The organism is Anatilimnocola floriformis (genome assembly GCF_024256385.1).
In the GTDB taxonomy this organism is placed as follows: Bacteria; Planctomycetota; Planctomycetia; order Pirellulales; family Pirellulaceae; genus Anatilimnocola; species Anatilimnocola floriformis.
This window is the reverse complement of sequence record NZ_JAMLFW010000001.1, coordinates 2,715,271-2,738,878: the sequence shown is the minus strand read 5'-3', so window position 1 is coordinate 2,738,878 and position 23,608 is coordinate 2,715,271. Positions and strand designations below refer to the sequence as shown.

Here is a 23,608-nt window from a genome sequence, read left to right as displayed (position 1 = left end):
TGCTGCTTAGTTTGGTTCTGGCATTTCGAGGTGAAACTGCGGCCTTCTGTTTGGAGCAATCGCCGGAAGGACGGCAGGCACCAACATCGAGACAATCAGCAGGATGATCCTTAGCACCGAAATCGTCAGTCCGATATAACCGAACACCAAGCCGATAATCGCGATTTCCTTCCCCGATTCGCGGCCCGGTTCGGTCTGGAATTTCTTGAGCGCGATATGCCCCGTCGTCACCGACGCAACCCCCATCAGAAAGCTCAAGCCCACAATCGGTCCACAGCAGCAGAAAAAGAACAGGCCACCCAGCGAGCCCAGCCCACTGAATAAACTAATCATCGCCAACGGCGAAAGGGGCGGACTCTGCTGCGGCGGTTGCTGCTGATATCCGTAGCCACCTTGCGGCGATTGATACGGAGATTGGTACGATGGCTGTTGGCCAAAGGGGTCCTTGTTACCAAAAGGACCTGAGGGATATTGCGACATGCGAGCTCCGCTAGTGAATAAGTTTGCCCAGTATACTCCCCCGAGAACTACGATGCGTGCCTGGTTTTTCACAGCCTTTTTGATCGTCTCTTGCGCCTCGCTCTCTACCGCGAACGCTGCCGAATCGCTCGCTGAAAAACTGACTCCACTGCTCGACGCGCACGAGGGAAAGGTCACATGTTCGGTCAAGCATCTTAAAACCGACGTCTCCTTTACTCGCGATGCCGAAGTGCCGATGCCCACGGCCAGCCTCATCAAACTGGCCGTCATGGTCGAAGCCTATCGGCAAGCCGAAGCGGGTAAAGTCGATCTGAAAAAAACGCTCACGCTCACCACCGACGACAAAGTTCCCGGCAGCGGCATCCTCACGACTCACTTCTCCGCAGGCATGACTCTGCCGCTGCAGGATGCGATTCATCTGATGATGGTCTACTCCGATAACACCGCGACCAATCTCGTGCTCGATCAAGTCGGCCTCGCTGCGACCAACAAAACCATGGAGTCGCTCAACCTGCCTAACACCAAGATCCACAGCAAGGTCTTTCGCGGTGCTAGTTCGATCTTGCCCGAGCGCAGCAAAGAGTTCGGCCTCGGCAGCACCACCGCCGGTGAAATGGTGCAGCTCCTCGAGCTGCTCGACCAAGGCAAACTCGCCAGCGATTCGTCGACCGGGGCGATGCGTCGTCACCTAGCGCTGTGCGAAAGCAAACGCCTCTCGCGCGATCTCCCTGCCAACGTGAAGGTGCTGCAAAAAACTGGCTCGGTGAACGCCGTGCGAACCGTCGCGGGCATCATCGAAACCTCGTCGGGCAACGTCGCCGTCTGCGTCCTCACCAACGAAAACAAGGACCGCCGCTGGACCGACGACAACGCTGGCGAAGTCCTGTCCTCCAAGATCGCCAAAATTGTCTTTGACCATTTCCAAACCGGCCCAGCCGCCACCGACAAAGCAGTTCTCAAGCTCGGTTCGCAGGGGACGCCCGTCGAAAAACTCCAAGCCGCGCTCAACGCCCAACTCAAGCCCTCGCCCGAACTCACCCTCGACGGCCAATTCGGCCCCCTGACCCGCTCCGCTGTCATCGCCTGGCAAAAGAACAACCAACTTCCCCTCACCGGCGAAATCGACCTCGCAGCCTGGAAGAAATTCAACCTCGCCCCTGACGATTTCACCAAACCCTAGCCAATCTGCAGCCTACACCTAGGTCTTCACAACAAGTTGTTGCAATCTTTTGAACCGCGTAACTGTATTTCTGCAAATGTGTTATGTGTTTTCACCACGAAAACTTCACAACCTTTTACAATAGTTATTTAGAGGGGCGTTGCTGGGTGGAAATGCACCTATGCAAACCAAGATCGAAATTTTAATTGCCAAAGAACAAATCTCGCACCAGGCATTAGACGCTGGAGCGCTGACAACTCTGGTCCGCCGCTGGCGAGAAAAATGTGGTCGCCGATTCGGTAGGGCGGACCATTGGTCCGGCCAAGGGCAACGCGTGAAGAAGTTTGGCTTGGTACCCGCTTCGGAACGAACCAATGGTTCGTCCTACGACGTTACGTCGTAGAGCTACGCAATCTGCAAGGGCGCCGCAACGACGGACATTTCTTTCCGTAACGCGAGTGTTTCCCGATACTGCGCTGCTTCGGGAATCGTGAGGAAGGTTACGTGGCCATGGCATTCTGCCACGGCGGCGCGAATTTCGTCGAGGCTGACTTGGAAGAACTCGCGCCGCAGGTTGATCATGTTCACGCGGCGGTCAGCGAAACGACGGTGCAACATGTTCTCTAGTGCCGGAGCGTCGGGGCAATAGATCATTGCGTGAACGTCGAAAGGAAATGGCACGGACGCGCTGCCGAGTTCCGCAACGCGGTCTAGCGGATCGAAACGACGGGACATACCGATTTTGTAGACACCTTCGCCAAGCGTCCCAATATTTGACAGTATGTAGACGTGACCTGATTTTGTGAGTTGAGCTCGCGCAGTAGCTTTTACTTTTCGGTCGATAACGTCCTTTATCTCATTCTCGAGTCGTGATACTAGCGCCTCTAATTTAGAAAGCTGCTGCGCCGACGCGGCCGCATTAGTCTTCTGCTCCAGTTCTCGCCGGGCTTTCTCGAGCGCCATTGTCTTCATTTCTTCTTCGCGCTCGGCCTCATCCAAGGCCCGTTCGATTTCCTTGGCCGCTTTCTCTTCTTCCTTCATTTGCTCCTTGAGAGCTCGCTGCGTTTCCTTTTCTTCTTCCTTCTTCTTTTGAAACTCGTAGACCAGATGGAGCTCTTCGAACTTCAAACGGCAGAACTCCGACGTAATCGAAGTCTGTTGAGTCTCGCCGAGCTTGTTGATCTGCTCGAAGGCTTTTTGAATTCGCTTCTCGAGCGAGACCACGTTGTTGTAACGGGCCTTGCCGACGGCAGCGTCGCATTCGCCGTTGAACGCCCGCAGCATCAACTTGATCTGCTTGTCCGTCATCTTCTTCCCTTCGCGCTTGTCGCCGTTGACAGTCCACTCCGACGCGCAAGCGCAGGCTGTCTCCTTCTTCAACATGCTTTTCTGGCGATCGCGAATGGTCTCGAGCCGTTCTTCGTATTTTTCCGAGGAATCGAAGTCGTAGCGAGCGCGGTAAAAGCCGAACTCTTGCAGCCCGCGGGCTTCCTCCAGCGAGCCGACGTCGGCTTTGAGGACTGCGAGATAGTTCTGGAAGTAAGTAACCTGGGCCGCGATTTCGCTGGCCGTGCGGGCGTTGCCAATCGCTTGGGCAAAGTCGGCGAGCTGCGCGTTGTTCTGCTGGATGCGAAGTTCTTGCTGCTGCAGATAGCTCCCCAGCTGCGGCACGCGTTCCAAACCACCGATCGTCGCCGACAACTGCTGGATTCGCGCTTGGTGCTGTTCGATCAGTGCCTGTAGCTCCGCAACCTTGCGAGCGGCGCCGATGGCGTGACGCAATGAATCGAGCGTACCGCTGTGCGCTCGGATCGACGCTTGCTGCCTGGCGAGAAACTCTTCGAGCTCGGAAGCTTTTTCCAGATTGCCGATTGTTGCGGCCAGCTTTTGCATCTTCACCGTGCCGCGTTCAATTTGCGCGCGGAGTTCCAGGAAGGTGTAGGAAGTGCCGATGCGCGCCTGCAACTCATCCAATTCGTTTTTCGCCTGGCGGATGGTCTCCTCTTGGTTCTGCAGATATGCCTTCAGTTGCAAAGCATTCTCGAACTTGCCGAGCGCGGCAGACAGCTGCTTTACTTTGGCGGTATCGGTCGCGATTTGTGTTTGCAATTCCACGGCGGTCTTGGCCGGCCCGAGAATTTGCTGGTAGTGCGCGATCGCCGACTTGATGGCATCCAGTTTAGTCGTGCCGGCGCTCACTTCGGCCGCAGCCGCTTTCTGCTGTTCCAGGGCCATGCGGGCTTGCTCTGCACAGGCTGCTAAATGCTGTTCGGCATCGGCGATACGATCATAACTTTTCAGGTGCCGCGCCATTTGCAGATTGCGGAGCAGCAACCAGGCGATGGCGATGGATTGCAAACCAATAATAACGGCCAGAATGGTTGTCATACCAACTCCGGTGGCAGGAAAGGAGCTAATGATGAGCAACCATCATTTCTCGCGGCCAACGAAGTTTCAACAGAATTTCTTATAGGCTGTTAGGTTGATTCGAAAGTAGCTGAATTCGCCAGAATTCAGAGGCGGCAATTGGAGGTGACCATCTGAATTCTGGCGAATTCAGCTACTTTTCAAAGCAACGATTGCAGAACTATTCCGTCCGCTGAATTCGCGGTAGTTGCAATGGGTCCACCACAATTCCTTGCGCTAGTAGGCCCTCTTCGTCATTGTCGAAAAGCTTGAGATAGGTCGCGCGATGCACTGCGTATTCGGCGGCGAACATGTCGCGGTCGGAGTTGTATTTGCTTTCTTGAATGTGCACCGCCGTTTTGCGGAGGCAGTCGAGGAGGAGTTCGCGGGCGCGGTCGGTTTCGCCGCGGCTGTGCCAGAGTTCGGCGAGGCGGCTCATTTCTTCGCTACGAAAATACTGCTCGTAGTCGTTCAGGAGTTTTAATGCGAACTTTTCGGCGACATCGACGCGTCCCAGGCGAAAGGCTGCCGAGCTGAGTTGACCGTAGCCGAGGTTGCTATCCCAAAGCGGCGCGAAGAGATCGAGCAATGCTTCGGCGGCTTGCTGGTTATCAGTCGCCTGCAGATCGGTGACGAGATCATTGAACTTGCTGCCGACCAGGCCGAGCTCGTCGAGCACGTCGCGGCGAATCGATTCGTCGGCTTCCGTGGCGATGGCTAAGACGCGGTGATAGGCCTCGATGCGAGTTTGCACTAACGGAATGCCATTCGCAGCCGATAATAGCTCGACATATTTATCGAAGTGGCGCGTGAGCGGACTCCAGCTGACGAGCAGTTCTTTTTGTCGTTCGGGCGGCGTGCGCCGATCGGCGACTTCCTTGAGAAGCCGTTCGTAAGATCCCAGGAACAGTTCCGGATCGACCTGCGGTTTGCTTTGGTTCAAGTACGTAAGCCGATCGGCAGTGAGCGGAAAGCCGAGTATCTGGCGGCCGACGTGCATCATCAGGGTCGGCGGGATGCGCGACGCATCGGACGGTTGTTCGGCGGCGGGATAAAACTGGCTGCGCGGGCCATCGAGCACGATCCAGCCCGGCACGCCTTCGACCGTTGCCGTACCCAACACGACCAGCCGCGGCGTGATCTGCAGCTCGGGAGAAATCTCGGCGACCTCCTGCAGCTTGAGATCGACCAGCGGCGGACCCTGCCACTGCGCAACCTGGTGCGCGTAATCGGACGGATCGTCGACCTCGGCTTCTTCGATCAGATTGAGATTCTGCATTTCGAAGTAGCAGTGAATGGCGTAGGCATCCTCCGGCGGACGCAGGTGCATTTGATACGTGAGAAAACTCCACGTCATGCTCCCCACGAGCCCGCAATCGATTCGATCGGCTTCCAGCCCTTCCGGGTCGCGAGCCAGAAAGCGAACCAGCCAGAAGTCGGTCGGCTCGTGCTCAGGAGGCCAGACGAGCTCGCGTTTGTCGATGATCTCGATCTCATCCGGAGCCCGGCCCAATTCGTTGGGGTGCGAGAGCCAGCGCGCGAACGTCGTCTTGGCTTGAAAGTCGGGATTCGTGGCCGCCTCGGGAATGCGGTCCTCGCGGTCGAGTTCTTTCAAGTAACGGGCTGCGACGTCGCCGTGATTCACATCGAGGCAATATCGCGCGAGAAAATCGAGCCCTTCATCGCGACCGACTTTCGCCGCCGCCCAAGCCCCTTCGAGTTGCACGCCGGTGTCGACGTGATCGAGCGCAATGTCGAGCAACGGATCGCGGGCCTCGGGGTCGAGAAACGGCAGAGCCGCCGTAGCGCTGTGGGCATAACTGAAGTGTTCGGGATTGGTGTCTTCCAGCCAGGCCCGCAGCTGCGCGTGACCAGCCGGCGTGTCGAAGGGATGTTCGGCTAGATCTCCTTCGATGGCTGCTCCGTTGGCTGCATCGAGCAACGACATGCCGATGAAATCGGGCGGGAGCGGATCGCGGAGCGCGGCGAAAATCTCATCGCGCTGCGGATGCTCGGGCGAGTAACCGCCGAGGACCATTTGCCACATGTAGTCGCCGGGCTTGAGCGGCAGCCGAACGGCTTGCAGCACGCATTCCGGTCCCTCGGGGGCGCCGTACATGGCGAGAATCTTCAGCACAAACAGCAGGTCGTCGGCGAGCTTGTCGTCGGTGGTGGGAAACTGCGCGCGGAAGATTCGCACGAGCTCAGGCAGGCCACTTTCGAACAACACTTCGTAGGCCGGCGACTCCCGCCCATCGACATCTTGAAACAAACCGGTCAACAGTCGGAGCGACGTGGTATAGGTCTTTTCTTCGCGCCCGAGCGGCAGCTGCTGGAGAGCGGCAACGATGGCTTCGCCGTCCTTGGCCGAGCTGACGGTGTAATCGCTGAGTTCTCCCAGTTCCTCGACGAGGTTCTTGCCGGGCTGCATGCCTCGACTGATTGCCCGCTGCAAAGGGCTACTAAAAAACTCGGACATGCCGCCTCCTGAAACCGATCCAACGCACGACAGAACTGTCGATATTAGGCCGAGGAAGATATATCGGCAACGGCTGGGATTGGCCCGTGTAGGCCGCGCGTCGAGATGGACCAATGGTCCGTCTTACACGCCGAGCGCTCGCCGCTTCTCCGCGAGAAACGGCAAGTGATGCGGAATGTGGTTGCCGATGTTGGTGAGGATCTTTTCCAGCGTCATCGGGCCGTTGTCGCTGTGAATGCCGACGCGTTCGAAGGCTTCCGGCGGCAGCGTGCGGAGGACACGCGTCATGTGCACGCGGCAAGCATCGATCAGGGCGAGCTCTTCGTTGATATCGCGATCGTGATAAGCCAGTTTGCTGGCGAACAGATCAGGATCGCCGCTCGCCATCGCTGGTTTGTCTTGCGCGATGATTCGCTTCATGCGATCGACATACACCGGTTCAAAATCGGCGATGTGAGCGACGAGTTCGAGCGTGCTCCATTTGCCGCTGATCGGCCGGGCGATGAGCTGATCGCGAGTCATGCCGGCGACTGCGCTTCGCAGTTGCGAAGGGCCTGCCGCGTATTGATCGATGAGTCGGTTCGACATTTACTTGCACTCCGTGCAATGTCCTTTAAGAAAAATCTCGGTCACGTCGCCGAGAGCCAGCGTTTTTTTACCGCTGGGGACGATTTTGACTTCGACCTCGGGCAGGCAGGTGACCTTGCCGCAATCGAGACACATGAAGTGCGGATGCTGGGCGCCGGCCTCGTGCTCGTCGCCGCGGCGGAGCTCGAACCGCCAGGCGTGATCGCCGGCGTCGAGCCGCGACAGCAAGTTGGCATCGGCGAGCTCGACCAGGCAGCGATAGAGCGTCGACTTATCGAAGCCCTGCGGCACGAGAGCATCGGCCACTTCGGCATGGCTGAGGGGTTTATCGAACTGGGCCAGATGCTGCAGCACGGCGAGGCGCGAGGCCGTGCTCCGCAGATCGGCGGCGCGCAGCATTTCGCGAGCTTGTTGCACAGTAAGCTGCGAGGCAGCGGGTCCAGGAGTTGCTTCTTTGGCCATGGTTCACATTTTAGCACGCGGGCAAGCCATTGCGCAGTCCTGTTTGCAGCGGGTTGTGAAGTGCCCACGCTGTTCAGAAATGCTTGTGTGCCGCAAATCTTCCCTTTATTATCCAGCGCGAATGCGGGCGCGCACCAGCGTGGATTCAAGGCGATGAAACGCCCGAGTGCAACGCTTGCGGCCAGCCGATGAATTTTCTGGCGCAACTGGAGGAAGGCCCTGAGCCAGCGATGAACTTTGGCGGCGGCGGTTGCGCGTATGTATTCGACTGCGGCTGCGGCAATCACTCGGCGAAGTTGCTGTGGCAGAGCTAATCGCGTGCTACGGCGGGCCAGGAACTTGAGGCGCTGGCGGACCAGGGACCTGCGGAGACGGCGGTCCCGGAATTTGCGGCGGAGGTCCGGGTATTTGCCCCGAGCCGCTTGGTGCGCTGCTGGGGTTGGTGGCGGTTGCGGGCGCCACGGCTGGCGTGGCTTCCGGAGCTTTCTTCGCCGGCGGAAACAGGCCGAAGGGATCGATTTTAAAAACGTAAGTCAGCAGCAGCACACCGAGAGACAAGCCCATCACGCCGCCCACGACAACGCCGATCAATTCGTAAATCGGTGAGCTTCGTTTTCGCCGCGGAGCTGCCGCCCCGGGCTTCGTGCGAACTTGCACCTGCACGGGATAATCGCCGCCCGCCGCCGGCTGATTTTTGGGCGCGTGAGCCTGTTCGCCCTCGAGTGGCGCCAAGTCGTATTCAGAGTCATCATCCTCAGGCTCAGTCATTTCGTCCCCTGTAAATCCGGCATGTGTGGGCAGACTGAGTTCAGCGTAACAAAATTCGCGAAAGTGAATTCAACCGCCGCGTTGGCCGGGCAGCGGTTCCGGCGGTAGTGGTTCACTTTGAAACTGAGTACACCCAGCAAAGCAGGTTGCGGTTCCAAAAATCGGGATAATTGTTGTGGAAATGTTCCAAGAACGCATTTTCAGTCTGCGCAGGCTTCATTGCCCCCGCAGTTGGAATTAGCGAACGAAGCATCATTGGGCCATCGATTTCATCCAGCGTTCGTCGCCAGTTGATTTCTTCAATACGAAAGCGCCATGCCCAATATGGTGGCGGTCCGTTGCGCCACTTTGTGAAATTGAAGTCCGGCTTATCGTCTCTGAATTTCACCTGAACTTGCTTGCCGGCGAATGCCGCATCCGATAGCTGGTCATGCTCGCCATGGGCTGCCCACTCCTCCGGCATAGGGTACAGCGATTTTGGCAGATGCTCACAGCACTTCGTTCCGCCGTCGAATTGGTAGCATACGTGCCCGCTGGCCACCACTTCTGGCATGGCGATTGGCTGCGGGAGTATTGGAACGATTAGCAGGTGACCCATTATTCGCTTTCCTTCCGTTTTGCGGGCAAGTAGCTTGTAAGCCGTTCGCCAAGTTTTGCTTCTTCTGCTTCGATCATCGTCACCAAATCCAACACCGTCAGCGACTTGCTGGCGATACCAGCGGCAACAGCCGGCGTGGTTTTAAGGGTCTGGTGCTTCCGAATGAAATTATAGTGGAAGTAATGCAGAGCGACCGCGTGTTCGTGGTTTTCAATCTTCTTGGAAAACGCATTCGTCAGCCGCGTGAACCGGCGTTGTGACATTCGCAGCGTCAGATTCTGCCGTTCAACGTAGCTGGTATTGATGAATTCTGGGTCTGGGCTGCCGGATTGCACTTCCGTCTTGCAGCCAGTGCAAGTGGCTGGGCTGTAGCGGTGATCGTCGTCACCAGCGCCGTAAACTTTGATCAGCATCGCGTAATCGACGGCACCAGCGAACGCGGCATCGACAGCAGCCAAGTAGGGCTTGTAACCATCGCTCGTCAGTTGCACGCGATTGGCAAGGCGATCAGCGGTGTCTTTGCAGAACGCGGCGGCGTAGCTCGCATCACGCAGGCCAACCAAATAGCTGACGCACAACTTGCTGTCGGCATCAATCGCGGTCCAAGTCCACACGCTGCCATGACCGCCAGCACCTTGCTGCTTGGCTTTATCTTTGCAGCCGCAGAACGACCAAATTTCGTCCAGCTGCACGCGCTTCGATTTCAACTCACGAACGAACACATTGTGATACTGAGCGCAAAACGTGCCAGCGTCGGCGAGCAACCGCAGCACCGTTACTTTGCTTGCGCCGGTCATGCGGCAAGTGGCGTTGATGCTGTTTCCTTCCACCAGAGCGGAAAGAATCATGACTCGTTTTTCGGTGCTCAGTTTTCGCATGGCAGGCAGCATCCATTAGCGGGTGATGCGACTTATCTTATCCTAGGCCGAGCAAGCATGCAATACTAATTAATTTCAAAATTCTATGCTTGCTCGGGAAGGCACCATCGGCTACAATTACGGAACCTACCATGCAAAGGAGAAAAACATGGGTAAGAAAAAGAAGAGTGAACTGGCCAGCGAACATGCTCGGGCGTTATCCGAACTGGGCGCTGCAAAAGGTGGCAAGGCTCGTGCAGAGAGCATGGAGCCGGATGAACGAAAGGCTGTTGCAAAAGCAGCTGCTGCGAAGCGGTGGGGTGGCGTAGCCGTCAAGGCAACACACGACGGTGCTTTGACTATCGCCGGGAATCAAATTTCCTGCGCTGTGCTTGAAGATGGTCGCCGCGTGTTAACGCAAGAGACATTTCTGGAGGCAATAGGGCGATCTCCTAAGGGCAAGGGCGGTCAGGCTGTTTCGTCGCCCGACGGATTGCCACCGTTTTTATCTGCCGAAGCGCTTAAGCCGTTTGTCGATGACGACTTACGGAAAGCGACGGTTCCGATTGTGTTTCGCTCGAAAAACGGCGCACGCACGTATGGCTACGAAGCCAAATTGCTCCCTCGGGTATGCGAAGTCTATTTGAAGGCTCGGGATGCCGGCAAAACCACGAAGCAGCAGCAGCGAATTGTTGATGCATGTGACATTCTCGTTCGTGGCCTTGCCGAAGTTGGTATCACCGCGCTTGTTGATGAGGCCACTGGGTTTCAGTACGACCGTGCTCGTCATGCACTCGAAGAAATTCTGGAGGCGTTCATCAAAGATGAACTCGGGAAGTGGGCCAAGCGCTTTCCCGATGAATTCTACGTGCAGCTGTTTCGTTTAAAGGGGCTTAATTGGCCGACGGAAAAGAACCCGCCCCAGTACGTAGGCCATTGGACGAACAACTTGGTTTACAAGCGACTTGCCCCAGGGGTTCTTGATGAACTGCGCTCTAAGACACCGAAGTCCGCGCGGGGCCATCGCACCAGCAAGTTTCATCAATGGCTGACAGATGACGTTGGCCATCCAAAACTACAGGAGCATATTTCGGCAGTTATTGCGCTGATGAAATCATCCGACGACTGGACCGATTTTGAGCGGCGGTTAAACAAAGCGCTGCCGAAGTACTTGCCGATCAGGCCAATGCCGCTATTCGATCACCTAGACGACCCAGAACTGCTGCCCGACGAGCCAGCGTCGTAACCTGCCTCAAACGCGGCCCGCAATAGCGTCATGCCGCGTTCATCCACGTTCTGAATATGCCCGGACCACGCCAGCCAGGCGGCTTCTATGTCGCCGGCTGCTGGCTCCTGGGCGACTGCGGTAGACTTGGCGACGATCTGCGCCGCGTTTTGATTCGGGTCTGGGTTGTGTTCGTTGTCGCGTGGCATATCTTCCAAATAGCATTCGCCGTTGCATCGCGGGCAGGCTCGGTCGTTGTGGCCGCCGGTGGTGTACCGATGGGGTAGCGACTTGTCGATTCCTGAGCCGCGACACTCCGGGCAACGGGTTCGTGATTCAACCATGCCGAGATTCTACCGCGCCGGCGGCTGGGCCGGAATTTTCAAAGTGAACCACTACCGTTCCGGCAAATATTTGACACCCATCAGCCGATCTTAGTATATTGCCGTATTGGCTTTACGTCCCGCCGACAGCGCATTTCGCTGCACCGCTGCAGTTGAAAGCTCAACCTGCTGTCACCGAGTTACTCCAAACTTGGCCTCTCCGAAGGAGCTTTCTGATGCTGTGCATCCCTGGTCAACCGGGTAAGGATTTGTGCGACAAGCATTTGGGCGTTACTCGCCGCGATATTCTCCGCGTCGGCGGCAGCGGCATTCTCGGCATGTCGCTGGCCGGCATGCTGCGCACGCAAGCCGTGCAGGCCGCCACGCCCGCCCCCGGCAGTGGTCCCGGTTGGGGCAAAGCCAAAAGCGTGATCATGATTTACCTGCAGGGTGGCCCGAGCCATCTCGACCTGTGGGACCCGAAAGAGAACGTGCCGGAGAACGTGAAGTCGATCTTCAAGACCGAGAAGTCCAAAGTTCCCGGCATGGATCTGACCGAACTGCTGCCTAACCTCGGCAAGGTCACCGACAAGCTCTCGCTCATTCGTTCGATGAGCTACACGCCGGTTGGGCTCTTTAATCACACCGCGGCCATCTATCAGATTCACACGGGCTACACCGCCGATAAGGTGAGTCCGTCGGGTCAGTTGGAACCTCCCTCGCCGAAGGATTTTCCGACGTTCGGCAGCAACATCGTCCGCCTCAAGCCGCCAGAAACGCCGATGCTGCCGTTCGTGATGATGCCGCGGCCGCTGCAAGAGAGCAACGTCGTCAACAAGGCCGGCACCGCGGGTTTCCTCGGCCGGGCCTTTGATCCTTATTATCTGTTTCCACCAGGCGACGACATGGACATGTCGAAGATGGAGAAGATCCGCGTCGACGATCTGACGCTGCGGCCGGAAGTTTCGGAAGCTCGCCTCGATCGCCGCGCTCGCCTGCGCGATCTCGTCAATCAAGGCATGCCGGAAATCGACAAGGCCGTCGCGAAGTACGACCTCGATAAGTACTACGACTCGGCGCTCAACCTCATCATGTCCGGCAAGGCTCGCGAAGCCTTTGCCATCGGCAGTGAGAAAGATGCCCTCCGCGAAAAGTACGGCAAAAACACGTTCGGCCAATGCTGCTTGCTCGCTCGCCGTTTGGTGGAAGCTGGCACGCGCGTGGTCGAAGTCATCTGGCCGAAGGTCGCGAACAGCGACAACCACTCGTGGGACGTTCACGTTGGCTTGCCGGACCGCATGAAGAAGCAAGCCGCCCCGATGCTCGACGCCGGTCTCAGTTCGCTCATCGAAGACCTCGATCAGCGCGGCCTGCTCGACGAAACGCTCGTCGTGGCCCTCGGCGAGTTCGGCCGCAGTCCGCAGCGCGGCGTGAGCACCAGCGGCAACGGCAACAGCGCCGACGGCCGCGATCACTGGCCCTACTGCTACACGGCAGTCGTCGCCGGCGCCGGCATCAAGCGCGGCGCGGTCTACGGCGAGAGTGACAAAACGGCTTCGGCCCCGGTTGCAAACCCCGTGCATCCGATCGAGTTACTCGCCACGATTTACCACGCCGTCGGCATCAACCCGCAGACCATCGTTTACAACCACCTGAACCAACCTCGCGAGTTGGTGAAGGCCGAACCGGTAACGAAACTGTTTGGCTAAGTTGGAATTCCGGCTTCGGTCGATCCCGCGCGGAGCGAGATGATTTTATTTCGGAGGTTCGGCAATCGCATGATCGACGAACCTCCCATCGGCGCCACGCTAAGTAAGCACCCCACGGAAAATTCCGCGCGAGGACTGATCTCAGCGTTGCTGCTGGCGGCCGTGGGGCTGATCGTCCCGCTCGCGCTTTGGGGTTTTGCTCGAGCGTTAGCTTTCGCATTCCGAACACCGTCGGCCCAGCCCAGCGTGGGCTCAACGCCGCTGATCAACTGGACTACGCTGTCGTTCGTCATCCCTTATCTGACATGGGTCGGTGGACTGACCGGCTTGTTGTGGCGACTACCAGCTCGCAACCCAGGATTTCTGCGCTCGCTCAGAATCGCTGCTGTCGCGGCGCTATTGGCAATACTCGCGAATCGCTTCGTCTTTCCTCGCGGGATCAACTTCGAAGACGATCCCGACGCACGCATTCGAATCTTTGCCGCGCTATGCATTTCGGTCGCAGCCGCTCTCTGCATTCGCAATTCAAAGATCTGGGATTACTAACTTAGTGCGTTTCCATCTTAGGTGTAGCGGTAGCCGCAGTGCTTGAAGTAGTTGCGGCACTCCTGCTCGGTGAATTCATCGAGCAGTGTGCCGCATAGCTCCCAAAGTTTTTCGACGGTGCGTCGCGCGCCATCGCGCAGTAGCTTTTTGAACTTCGCGAACGCCAGTTCGATCGGGTTCAAGTCGGGTGAGTACGGCGGCAAGTAACGCACCTCGGCACCTACGGCTTCAATCGCTTCGCGGACGCCGGCCACTTTGTGGCTGGAGAGATTATCCATCACGACAATGTCGCCAGGCCGCAACACCGGCGATAGTTCTTTCCGCACCCAAGAAAGAAACAGCTCGCCGTTAATGGCTCCTTCGACTGTCAGCGGCGCGATAAATCCTTCGGCTCGCATCGCACCGAGAAACGTCGTTGTTTCCCAACGGCCGCTGGGAACTTTTTCGATCAGTCGCGTACCAATGAGCGAACGCCCATAGGTCCGCGTCATACAAGTTTTGGCCCACGTTTCATCGATGAAAACTGCTTTTTCGGGAGGAATGGTTTGCTGCTCAGCGCGCCACTTCTCGCGCTTCTCGACAACATCCGGACGATCATGCTCGCTCGCAATCAGCGTCTTTTTTTTCGCGTGAGCTCGAGCGCGCGACACGCATTGCAGATCGTCATCAAACAAACTTCTTCGCCGCGCTCGGCCTTGAGTTCCGCCTGCAGCTCGCGCAAATAAATGTCCGGCTGAGCCGTGACTTTCGCCACCAACCAATCGCCCCACGCCTTCCACTCGGGCTGCCGCGGCGCTGCCGTCTTCGGGCCAAGCTGATTCGATTCGCGACGCTGCTGCTTCACGCGTCGCACCCACGACTCCGACACGCCGTAGCGTACGGCGACGATGCGTGTGCCCTCGCCAGCATCGCAAGCGGCAAGAATCTCGGTGCGAATTTCCACGGCAATCGGTTCCATCAGACCAGACCTCCTTGAGATGATCCCTAAGTTACCGACCTTGCCCACCTGGCGCTAGATGGGTCATGGAAACGCACTAAGCCCCAGCAATCGCATTCCCCGATGTAATGCTCTGCTCAGTAGCCTCAGTCGGATTCACCGGCACGATGCGGAACTGCAGCCCTGCCATCGGCGCTCCGCCGTTATGAAAGGTCAGGCCGCCGAGCGAGTAGTTCGACATGGCCTGGTGCGTGTGGCCGAAGTAGACATGCTCCAGGCCGCTCCCCGGGCCATGGCCGATGCGGTCGAGATAGCCGGTCAATCGCTGAGCGACTTTCTTTTTGGGATGCACCACGCCAGCCAGGCGATGCAGCCGAGCCTTCACGGCGAGATCGTAAAGCAAGTTCTTGATCGGCCCGCGCGATTCATCCTTCAGCCAATGTTGCCGATTGGCTTGCAGCCGGCTGGCACACATCGTCGGGTGATCGGCAGCATCGCCATGCAGAAAAATGCTGCCAGCGAGTCGCAGGTAATAATGATGAAATTGTAAGTTCGGCGTTTGCTGCGAATACTCGCCGATGGCATTCAGAAACCGCTGGTTGTAATCGTGGTTGCCGGCGACGAAGTGAAACTGGCAGTCTGGACACTTTCGAACCAGGTCGTCGATCCAATCGACCGAAGCCCTCACCGTCGTTTCAATCGATCCCAGCGTCGACCAGCGAAAATCAAAGATGTCGCCACCAAGCACGAATGTGCGAGCCCGCCGGGCTGCCGCGTGCAGCGCGGCCGCATGCTGCGGCGCCTGCGAGCGGCGCGAGAACAGATGGAGATCTGACACAAAGTAAGTGTGCGGTTCCATGCCACCGATCATAGCAAACCGCATACCCGCGTGCGTAGACCCTCCTGTCTTACTCCCTCTCCTCGGTATTCCGGGGGAGAGGGTCGGGGTGAGGGGCTGCCCTGTTGGTGGCTCCTCAACTCCGCTCCATCGCGGTTCAAACACCAGCGTGTCGCCGAACAGCTTCAGGCGGCGATCGCACACCGCGGATCTTGCTACTTCAACCCAATCAATTCCTGAAACTCATCTTCCGAAATTACCTTCACGCCCAGCTTCGTCGCTTTCTCTAGCTTGCTTCCCGCATCGGCCCCAGCGACCAAATAATCCGTCTTCGCGCTCACGCTGCCGCTCGCCCGGCCGCCGTGTTCTTCGATCAGGGCTTCGATTTCGTTCCGCTTATACTTGGCGAGCGTGCCAGTGACGACCAGCGTTTTTCCCGCGAGCACGCCGCCAGCCGTCGCGGCCGGCGTTTTGATTTCTTCCTCCATATTGACGCCGAGCGACTTCAAATCGGCGATCATGGCTTGGCCGTAATCGCTGTGCAGAAACTCATGCATGCTCGCGGCGATGGCGGGGCCGATCTCGTTGATTTGCAGCTGCTCTTCGCTGGCGGCCGACAACGCCTCGATGCTGCCGAAGCTCTCGGCGAGGAGTTTGCCGACGCGCTGACCGACGTGCCGAATCGATAGCGAACTGAGCAACCGGGCCAGGCCGCGGCCTTTACTCCCTTCGATGCCGGCGAGCAATTTGTCAGCCGATTTCTTGCCCATCCGTTCGAGCTTCATCAGCGAATCGGAGGACAATCGATATAAGTCGCCGTACGTCGTTACGATCTCGCCGGCAACCAGTTGCTCGACGAGTTTGCCGCCGAGGCCTTCGATATCCATCGCGTCGCGCGAGGCAAAGAAACGAATCCGCTCCTGCAGCTTCGCCGGGCAACCCGGGTTGGGACAGCGAATGTAAACGCCACCTTCGTCTTTGATGAGTTCGGTTTTGCACTCGGGGCAATGCGTTGGGAAAGCGAACTCCGGCAGTTCGGTGGTCCGCTCGTGCTTCTCGACGCGCACGATATGCGGAATGATCTTGCCGGCCTTCTCGACGATGACCCAATCCCCCTCGCGAATATCCTTCCGCTTGATTTCGTCGGCATTGTGCAGGCTCGAGCGACTGACGATTGTCCCTGCGAGTTGCACCGGCTCGAGTTCCGCGACCGGTGTGATGGCGCCGGTCTTGCCGACCTGCACGCTGATTTTGTTGACCTTTGTCTTGGCTTCGTATTTTTCAAACTTGTAGGCGATCACCCACTTCGGACTCTTGGTGCGCATGCCGAGGCGTTCGCGCTGGTCGTAGCGATTCACCTTCAGCACGAGGCCGTCGATTTCGAAATCGAGATTGCCCATCTCTTCGATCATCACGTCGCAATGCGCGAGGGCTTCGTCGATGCTCTTGAAAGATTGCACGCGCGGTGTGGGGGTCAAACCGTACGAAGCCAGGTCCTTCAAGAACTCGATGTGATCGGCGACCTGCAACCCTTCGCAATAACCCACGCCATGCGCGAAGAACCGCAGACGTCGCGATGCGCACTCGCGCGGATCGAGCAGCCGAATACTTCCCGCGGCGACGTTACGCGGATTCGCATACGCCGCTTCGCCGCGCTCGGCTTGGCGCTCGTTGAGCGCCACCAGGTCGCTGTTATTCATGTAGACTTCGCCGCGAATCTCCAAAATCGGCGGCGGCGAACCAACCAGCCGCCTCGGCACATCGAGAATCGTCACCGCGTTGTGCGTGATGTCGTCGCCGACAGAGCCGTTGCCGCGCGTGGCAGCCCGCACGAGCTTTCCCTTTTCATAAGTGAGGGCAATCGCAGCGCCGTCGATCTTATATTCGACGACCCACTCGACCGCTTCGCCGTCGAGCGCATCTGCTGTGCTCTGGGCAAACTTTTTCACCGTCGGTACGTCGTACGAATTCTCGATTGACAGCATCGGCACGCGATGGGCCACCTGCGTCAAACCCTCGACGGGCTGATCGCCCAGCTTCTGCGTGGGGCTGTCAGCCGTGATCAGCTCTGGATGCTGCGACTCGAGCTGCTGCAATTCCTGCATCAGCTTGTCGTATTCCAGATCGGTGATCTCGGGCGTCGCCTTTTTGTAATAGAGTTCGTCGTGATGACGAATCAATTTGCGGAGCTCTTGAACGCGCTTTGCAGGAGCAGACATGAGAAACTCGAAGAGGCGGCGGGATGAAGAGTTATCCCAGGATATTCGTTTCGTCGCGCTGGTTGCAACGACGGTCGTCGTTCGCGGCAACAAAAGAGAACGGCTGCTACTTCTCAGCTCGCTTCGTCCAGAAATCATCCGTGCCGATCGCCGCGATCGTCAGTACGGTGAGCAGGCCGAGTTCAACAGCGAGAATCATCAAGCCATGCTGTTTCATCAGCTGGCTCATGCCCGGTTGATCGACGGTGTGTGGGTCGAGATTTTGAAAACTCATCACCGTGTAGGCACAAGCGGTGAAGGCGAAGACCAGGCCGACGATGACGAGGAAGGCGAAGAAGGGGTTGGTAAAAAGCTTCATAAAGATCAGCCCGGTGGCCACTTCATCTGCCGTCCGCCGAGGAGGTGGATGTGCAAGTGATCAACGCTCTGGCCGCCATCAGGACCGCAGTTCATGACGACGCGATAACCATTGGCGAGGCCGAGTTGGGCGGCCACTTTTTGCGTGACGAGCAGCAGATGACCGAGCAAGGCCTGGTCTTCAGCGAGCGCAGCGCCGACGTTAACGATTTCCTTTTTCGGAATCACCAGCACGTGCGTCGGAGCCTGCGGGCTGATATCGGGAAAGGCGAGGCAGAGCTCATCTTCGTACAGAATCTTGACCGGGATTTCCTTGTCGATGATTCGTTTGAAGATGGTCATAGAAGACTCGTAGTAGGACGGACCATTGGTCCGTCCTCGAAGCGGGCACAAAGCCAAACCGCCGCAGTCGCAGTTCCAGACGGACCAATGGTCCGTCCTACTTATCCCTTAAACCGGCCTACGACCAGCGAGATATTCTGACCACCGAAGCCGAAGCTGTTGCTCAGCGCGACGTCGAGTTTCTTTTCCCGGGCGACATTCGGGATGTAATCGAGATCGCAATCAGGATCGGGATTTTCGTAGTTGATGGTCGGCGGCAACACGCCGTCACGAATCGCGAGTAGGCAGACGATGGCTTCGGTCACGCCGGCCGCGGCGATGAGATGGCCCATCATGCTCTTGGTGCTGCTGACCGGCGTTTCTTTGCCGAGGACGGTCTTGCAGGCGTACGACTCGACGCGGTCGTTCACAGCCGTGCTCGTGCCGTGGGCATTCACATATTGAATGTCGGCGGGCGTGAGTCCGGCGTCGTTGATGGCCATGGTCATGCAAGCGATAGCGCCGCGACCCTCGGGGTGAATGTCGGTGATGCGATACGCATCGGCCGTCGTGCCGTAACCCAGAATCTCGCCGACGATCGGTGCGCCGCGGCGCTTGGCGTGTTCGAGTTCTTCGAGAATGACGATCGCGCCACCCTCGCCCAGCACAAAGCCATCGCGCAGCCGATCGAACGGTCGCGAAGCCTTGGTTGGGTCATCGTTGCTCGTCGACAGTGCCGTGAGCAGATTAAAGCCGGTCACGCCGAAGGGGTGAATCATCGAGTGAGCGCCGCCGCTGATCATCACGTCGGCGTCGCCGCGGCGGATCAGTTCGGTGGCTTCGCCCATGGCCTGGCTGCTGGCCGCACAGGCGGTAAGGCAGTTGGCATTCGGTCCTTGAGCATTGAACATCGCGGCCAGGTGACTGGTCGGCATGCTCGGTTCTTGTTCGATTTCTTGCGTGGGACTGAGGGTTTCGAGGCCCACCCGCATGAACTTGGTCAGGTCGACACCTTCGGGCGAGAGGGCCGAGGTGAGCAAACGCGAGAAGGCGATGAAATCCTGCGAGCCTTCGCCAGCACCCAGATAAACGCCGAAGCGCGTGGGATCGAGCGATTTGTCGTCCAGGATGCCGGACATCGCGACGGCCTGCTTGGCAGCGCCGGCGGCGAAACGGGTGTGCCGAGCGCGCTCGCCCCACACTTTGCCGTCTTCACCGCTCTTGGTGATGTCCCAGTCTTTGATTTCAGCCGAGATCTTGGTGGGAAAGCGGCTGGCATCGAAGACGGTGGTCAGGCCCACGCCCGACTTGCTCTCCTTGAGGGCAGACCACATCGTTTCGATGTCGTTGCCCAGAGGGTTGATGCAGCCAATGCCGGTAACTACGACGCGCCGTCTCATCCGTTCACCGCTATCCTGGGCAGGTCCTAACAATTCATTCGCCACGAACCTCTATGATTCGTGGTTCGCAGCCCGAAATCAACCCGGGTACAGCCGGGCAGCCACCAGACTAGAGCATTCCCGCGGCCTGATACTTGGCCCGTTCCGCATCGAGATACGACTGCGGCGGCGTGATCGGTTGCCCGTTCTCGTCGACCCCCACATCGTACAAATGAAACGAGCGGAGCATGACGAGAAAGTCGCCTGGATCGAAGAGCGGACCCTTCGGAAAGCGATCGTCGAGAAAGGCAAACATCATCTCGACTTCAGCCTTCAGTTCGTCGCCGACGTGAGCCGTGACCGAGGCGATGGCGCCGTCCTTTTGCACGTCTTGCAGCACGGCAGAGTACCGCAACACATCGCCGCACTCGGTGGGCGTGTGAAACACAGCCTTGCCGATTTTGGCGAGCACGACGCGCTCTTCGAAGCCGCTCATTTCACCGACGAGAATGCCCGCCGTTTGAGCCATTCCTTCGATCATCAGCGACGACGGCATGACCGGGTAGCCGGGCAGGTAGGAGTCGTGTTGCTCCTCCGACATGGTGACGCATTTGATCGAAGTCGCGCTCTTACCGCGCTTGAACTCTGTAAACCGGTCGATCCAGTACCAACGCATGGAATCTCGCTCAACTAAAAATCAACCGGCTCTCAGAAGACGCCTGCTTTCGCCGCAGCGAAAGCCGACACTACTTGGCAACCTTGCTTTCGACGTAACGGCAAAGATCGCCGACGGTCATCAGGTTGCTGAATTCGCGAACGTTCGGATTGGCTTCGAACTTGGTGAAGTTGACGAAGGGCATCCGCTTCTTCAGCTCGGCGATGCCGGCCGGCGTGACTTTGCCTTCCTTCACAAATTCGGCGTTGGTAAGAATGTCTTCAGGCGACAATTCCTTGCGGGGAATTTCGATGCTGAAGGCTTTTTCGAGCTTGAACACGATATCGAGGAAGTCGATCGATTCGGCACCGAGGTCGCCGACCATCGTGGCTTCGGGCGTCACGTCTTCTTCATCCACACCGAGCGCATCGACCAGGGCGGTTTGCACCTTCTTGAAAATTTCGTCTTTCGAGACTGCCATGGGAATCAATTCTCCAAAACTAAAAAGTGCAACCGTCCGTTTGGTTGTTGCGTTTAGGCTGCTTCCGCCGAGGACCGTCCGTAGGCCTCTAAGACTGAGCGGAAACGAGCTGTGATTTGACATCAATTTGGGATCCGCTGCTGCCGCTCGACGAATCGAGCCCGGCCTTCATCAGCCGATCGAACACGCCGCGCATCCACATGCGGATGTAAGGATCGCAATTAGCCCGCACGGGGAAGCGATCGCCAACGTTGAATTTTTCCAGGACCAAGCGGGCCGAAACGGCAGGGTTGCCGTCGACCGTACCCGAGGTTTTGAGCGTGGCGGTGGTGACGTCTTCCTTCAGCAGTTCAGCCGTCACGACGAGCTCCTTGCCCGGAGTGACGAAGTCGCTGTATTTCACATTGCGGGCTTCTTTGAGAAGCACGGCCGCGTGTTTGAAATCTTCCGAGCTGCGAACCAGCCAGGCGCCGGCCTGATACATGCATTCCAGCATCAGCACGCCCGGCATGACCGGAAAGCGGGGAAAGTGGTCGGCCAGATAGTCTTCTTCCGGGCGCAGCAGCTTGCTGGCAGTAATCTTCGACCCTCGTTGTAGGTCGGTGATCCGGTCCAACAAACAAAACCGCATGTCTTCTTTCCTCGGGAACACTCGGGTACTGGGCGACTCTGTTATCGGCAGGACTGCGTTTTGGCAGTACCCGATAAAATCATCGGCAGGACCGCGTAAGCTTCCATTCTCCGCATTGTCGTTAAAGTCCGCAACTATAACCCCCTGCGCGAATTGCCACAACCGAGGTTTCGCTAGCGGACAGCATTGCTGGCAACGAGTGCCGATTCTTTCCGTCGACTGATCAAAACTAGCTGTCGAACAACCAAGCGAAGGGAAGTCGAGCCGACCGTAAGATCCCCCCTAAAGCAGATTTAATCGCCCTAATTGCAATCCTGGCACTGGCTCGTTTGTCACCGCCAGCATTTGCTGGTACATTCTCGCTCCGTATGCGCAAAGGAATTCCCGTATCACCCGGTGTCGCGGTTGGGGTGGCTTACTGTATCCACGAGATTTTCATTAATCCGGATACGAAACGCCTCGAAGATCACGAAGTCACCGCCGAACTCGCCAATTACGAAACCGCTCGCGATGAAGCGGCAGCAGAGCTGCGCGCGCTGCAGCACAAGGTTGCTAGCCAGGTCGGCCACGACGAGGCTGCTATCTTCAGCGTGCATGAGCAGATCTTGCGCGACGCGGCTTTCACCAACAAAGTCCGCGGCTGGATCGTCGACGAACGGCTGACTGCCCAAGCCGCGCTCCATCGACTCCTCGAGCAATACACCGTTCTGTTTCAGAAAACGAACGACGAATACTTGCGCGAGCGGATGAACGATCTCCGCGACGTTGTCATTCGCCTCAACGCCCACATTACCCAAGCCACGAATACCGATCCCGAGTTGCTCAATCAGCCGGTGATTCTGATTGCCGATGAATTGCTGCCGTCGCAGGTCGTCGCGCTCAAGGGTTTGCAGGTCAAGGGAATCGTCACCCAGGCCGGTAGTCAAACCAGCCATGCGGCGATCATCGCCCGCAGCAAGGGCATTCCCGCTGTCAGCGGCATGCGCAATATTCTCCGCCAGGTGAAGAACGGCGATATCGTCGTCGTCGATGCCCGCGGCGGCCACGTGTTGGTCAATCCCGATCCTGAGCAAAAGAGCGCATACCTGAAGCTCGAGCGCGAGTTCTTCCTGCTCAAGGATGCGCTCGCGACCAACAAAGATCAGCCCGCCGTTACCGCCGATGGAATCAAGCTCGATCTGCTCGCCAACATCAACGGCGCACTCGATGCCACCACCGCCGTCGCGCTAGGCGCTGCCGGCGTCGGCCTGTTTCGCACTGAGTACATCTATCTCACGCACCCCGACGTGCCGGACGAAGAAGAGCAGTACATCGCCTATCGCGACGCCTGCCTCGCCTGCCCCGGCATGACGATGACCATTCGCACGCTCGATATCGGCGGCGACAAAACGGTTCCCTACCTCGGCCACACGCATCAAGAAGCCAATCCCTTCATGGGCTGGCGCAGCATCCGCTTGTCGTTCGAGCATCCGGAGTTTTTCAATACGCAGCTCCGCGCGGTGCTGCGCGCTGCCGCCGATGCGAAGGAAGTCGGCACCAACGTCAAGCTGATGTTCCCGATGATCACCACCGTCGAGGAAGTCCGCAAAACCAAAGCGATGGTCCGCCGTGCCGCGCAGCAGCTGCGCGCCGAGAACAAACCATTTGCCGAAGTGCCGCTAGGGATGATGCTGGAAGTTCCCGCCGCGGCTATCTCGATCAACGACATGCTGCCGCTCGTCGACTTCGTCTCCATCGGCAGCAACGACCTCGTCCAATACCTGATGGCCGCCGACCGTGACAACCCCAAGGTCAGCCATCTCTGCCAGCCGCTCGCGCCGCCAGTCCTCCGTGTCCTTTCGACCGTGATCAAGGCCTGCAACAAAGCCGGCAAAACCGTCACTCTGTGCGGCGAAATGGCCGCTCAGCCGCGCGCCTTCGTCTTGCTCTTCGCGATGGGATTGCGCTGCTTCAGCATGAGCGCGTCGTTCATCCCTTCGATGAAAGACTTGGCCACGCACCTCACCGAAGAAACCTGCCGAGTCATTCTCCGCCGCGCCTTGACGCTCCGCACCACCGCAGCCGTCAAACGCTACATGGCCGAGCAACTACACATCCTCGCGCCAAATCTTGACATGCTCGACATGAACTAGGAGGGAGGCGAGAGAAACACTCCTTTACTCTCCTCTCTGTGTCCCCTGTGCCTCTGTG

At 58.0% G+C, this 23,608-nt stretch carries 24 protein-coding genes; 6 read left to right on the top strand and 18 right to left on the bottom strand.

Features of this window, described 5'->3' with window-relative positions; all coding sequences use genetic code 11:
* Positions 1–6: 6 nt before the first annotated feature.
* Positions 7–480 carry a DUF4190 domain-containing protein gene (locus tag M9Q49_RS10610; protein ID WP_254508716.1) on the bottom strand — a complete coding sequence of 158 codons (474 nt, stop codon included), beginning with the start codon at positions 478–480 and terminating at the stop codon, positions 7–9.
* Positions 481–532: 52 nt separating this feature from the next.
* Between M9Q49_RS10610 and M9Q49_RS10605 the strand changes: the two genes are divergently transcribed.
* Positions 533–1,660 carry a serine hydrolase gene (locus tag M9Q49_RS10605; RefSeq protein ID WP_254508715.1) on the top strand — a complete coding sequence of 376 codons (1,128 nt, stop codon included), beginning with the start codon at positions 533–535 and terminating at the stop codon, positions 1,658–1,660.
* A gap of 384 nt (positions 1,661–2,044) precedes the next feature.
* Here the strand turns inward: M9Q49_RS10605 and M9Q49_RS10600 are convergent, their stop codons facing one another.
* The 4 genes from M9Q49_RS10600 to M9Q49_RS10585 form a co-directional block, all read right to left on the bottom strand.
* Positions 2,045–4,027, bottom strand: a complete 1,983-nt coding sequence (locus tag M9Q49_RS10600) for a DUF4041 domain-containing protein (RefSeq protein WP_254508714.1) — start codon at positions 4,025–4,027, stop codon at positions 2,045–2,047.
* 199 nt (positions 4,028–4,226) lie between these two features.
* On the bottom strand, positions 4,227–6,524 hold the full coding sequence (locus M9Q49_RS10595) for a HEAT repeat domain-containing protein (protein WP_254508713.1): 2,298 nt from the start codon (positions 6,522–6,524) through the stop codon (positions 4,227–4,229).
* 123 nt (positions 6,525–6,647) lie between these two features.
* Positions 6,648–7,112: a DinB family protein gene (locus M9Q49_RS10590; RefSeq protein ID WP_254508712.1), complete on the bottom strand. Its 465-nt coding sequence runs from the start codon at positions 7,110–7,112 to the stop codon at positions 6,648–6,650.
* Entirely contained in the window at positions 7,113–7,574 is a 462-nt protein-coding gene (locus M9Q49_RS10585) for a Fur family transcriptional regulator (protein ID WP_254508711.1), read from the bottom strand.
* 188 nt (positions 7,575–7,762) lie between these two features.
* On the opposite strand from M9Q49_RS10585, the gene M9Q49_RS35400 reads away from it, so the two are divergent.
* Positions 7,763–7,888, top strand: coding sequence for a hypothetical protein (locus tag M9Q49_RS35400; RefSeq protein ID WP_261365043.1), 126 nt, complete (start codon positions 7,763–7,765; stop codon positions 7,886–7,888).
* A 7-nt stretch (positions 7,889–7,895) separates the two neighbouring features.
* On the opposite strand, the gene M9Q49_RS10580 is transcribed toward M9Q49_RS35400, so the two are convergent.
* The 3 genes from M9Q49_RS10580 to M9Q49_RS10570 all read right to left on the bottom strand — a co-directional run bounded on the left by M9Q49_RS10580 (position 7,896) and on the right by M9Q49_RS10570 (position 9,818).
* The gene (locus tag M9Q49_RS10580; RefSeq protein WP_254508710.1) at positions 7,896–8,342 is read right to left on the bottom strand and encodes a hypothetical protein; all 447 of its coding nucleotides are present in this window, start codon (positions 8,340–8,342) and stop codon (positions 7,896–7,898) included.
* A gap of 112 nt (positions 8,343–8,454) precedes the next feature.
* Positions 8,455–8,940: a hypothetical protein gene (locus tag M9Q49_RS10575; protein ID WP_254508709.1), complete on the bottom strand. Its 486-nt coding sequence runs from the start codon at positions 8,938–8,940 to the stop codon at positions 8,455–8,457.
* Positions 8,940–9,818 (bottom strand): IS1 family transposase, encoded by an 879-nt coding sequence (locus M9Q49_RS10570; RefSeq protein ID WP_315861167.1) that lies wholly within the window; start codon positions 9,816–9,818, stop codon positions 8,940–8,942. The genes M9Q49_RS10575 and M9Q49_RS10570 overlap by 1 nt, the downstream gene beginning before the upstream one ends.
* Positions 9,819–9,966: 148 nt before the next feature.
* Between M9Q49_RS10570 and M9Q49_RS10565 the strand changes: the two genes are divergently transcribed.
* The 3 genes from M9Q49_RS10565 (at position 9,967) to M9Q49_RS10555 (ending at position 13,600) form a co-directional block, all read left to right on the top strand.
* Positions 9,967–11,043: a P63C domain-containing protein gene (locus M9Q49_RS10565; RefSeq protein WP_254508707.1), complete on the top strand. Its 1,077-nt coding sequence runs from the start codon at positions 9,967–9,969 to the stop codon at positions 11,041–11,043.
* A gap of 538 nt (positions 11,044–11,581) precedes the next feature.
* Positions 11,582–13,054 (top strand): DUF1501 domain-containing protein, encoded by a 1,473-nt coding sequence (locus tag M9Q49_RS10560; RefSeq protein ID WP_254508706.1) that lies wholly within the window; start codon positions 11,582–11,584, stop codon positions 13,052–13,054.
* Positions 13,055–13,123: 69 nt separating this feature from the next.
* Positions 13,124–13,600: a hypothetical protein gene (locus M9Q49_RS10555; RefSeq protein WP_254508705.1), complete on the top strand. Its 477-nt coding sequence runs from the start codon at positions 13,124–13,126 to the stop codon at positions 13,598–13,600.
* 17 nt (positions 13,601–13,617) lie between these two features.
* On the opposite strand, the gene M9Q49_RS10550 is transcribed toward M9Q49_RS10555, so the two are convergent.
* The 10 genes from M9Q49_RS10550 to M9Q49_RS10505 form a co-directional block, all read right to left on the bottom strand.
* The gene (locus M9Q49_RS10550) at positions 13,618–14,250 is read right to left on the bottom strand and encodes an IS630 family transposase (RefSeq protein WP_254508353.1); all 633 of its coding nucleotides are present in this window, start codon (positions 14,248–14,250) and stop codon (positions 13,618–13,620) included.
* On the bottom strand, positions 14,211–14,558 hold the full coding sequence (locus tag M9Q49_RS10545; protein ID WP_254508352.1) for a hypothetical protein: 348 nt from the start codon (positions 14,556–14,558) through the stop codon (positions 14,211–14,213). The genes M9Q49_RS10550 and M9Q49_RS10545 overlap by 40 nt, the downstream gene beginning before the upstream one ends.
* A gap of 76 nt (positions 14,559–14,634) precedes the next feature.
* Positions 14,635–15,396, bottom strand: coding sequence for a metallophosphoesterase (locus M9Q49_RS10540; RefSeq protein ID WP_254508704.1), 762 nt, complete (start codon positions 15,394–15,396; stop codon positions 14,635–14,637).
* A 194-nt stretch (positions 15,397–15,590) separates the two neighbouring features.
* Complete coding sequence (gene ligA / locus M9Q49_RS10535) at positions 15,591–17,594, bottom strand: NAD-dependent DNA ligase LigA (RefSeq protein WP_254508703.1); 2,004 nt, start codon at positions 17,592–17,594, stop codon at positions 15,591–15,593.
* A gap of 106 nt (positions 17,595–17,700) precedes the next feature.
* Complete coding sequence (locus tag M9Q49_RS10530; RefSeq protein WP_254508702.1) at positions 17,701–17,952, bottom strand: hypothetical protein; 252 nt, start codon at positions 17,950–17,952, stop codon at positions 17,701–17,703.
* Positions 17,953–17,957: 5 nt separating this feature from the next.
* Entirely contained in the window at positions 17,958–18,293 is a 336-nt protein-coding gene (locus tag M9Q49_RS10525; RefSeq protein ID WP_254508701.1) for a histidine triad nucleotide-binding protein, read from the bottom strand.
* Positions 18,294–18,394: 101 nt separating this feature from the next.
* A complete protein-coding gene (locus tag M9Q49_RS10520; RefSeq protein ID WP_254508700.1) occupies positions 18,395–19,672 on the bottom strand; it encodes a beta-ketoacyl-[acyl-carrier-protein] synthase family protein in 1,278 nt (425 codons plus the stop codon).
* Positions 19,673–19,781: 109 nt separating this feature from the next.
* Positions 19,782–20,327 (bottom strand): beta-hydroxyacyl-ACP dehydratase, encoded by a 546-nt coding sequence (locus M9Q49_RS10515; protein WP_254508699.1) that lies wholly within the window; start codon positions 20,325–20,327, stop codon positions 19,782–19,784.
* A 70-nt stretch (positions 20,328–20,397) separates the two neighbouring features.
* Entirely contained in the window at positions 20,398–20,787 is a 390-nt protein-coding gene (locus M9Q49_RS10510; protein WP_254508698.1) for an acyl carrier protein, read from the bottom strand.
* An 88-nt stretch (positions 20,788–20,875) separates the two neighbouring features.
* On the bottom strand, positions 20,876–21,418 hold the full coding sequence (locus M9Q49_RS10505) for a 3-hydroxyacyl-ACP dehydratase FabZ family protein (protein ID WP_254508697.1): 543 nt from the start codon (positions 21,416–21,418) through the stop codon (positions 20,876–20,878).
* 368 nt (positions 21,419–21,786) lie between these two features.
* Between M9Q49_RS10505 and ptsP the strand changes: the two genes are divergently transcribed.
* Positions 21,787–23,550, top strand: coding sequence for a phosphoenolpyruvate--protein phosphotransferase (gene ptsP / locus M9Q49_RS10500; protein ID WP_261365042.1), 1,764 nt, complete (start codon positions 21,787–21,789; stop codon positions 23,548–23,550).
* Positions 23,551–23,608 lie beyond the last annotated feature (58 nt).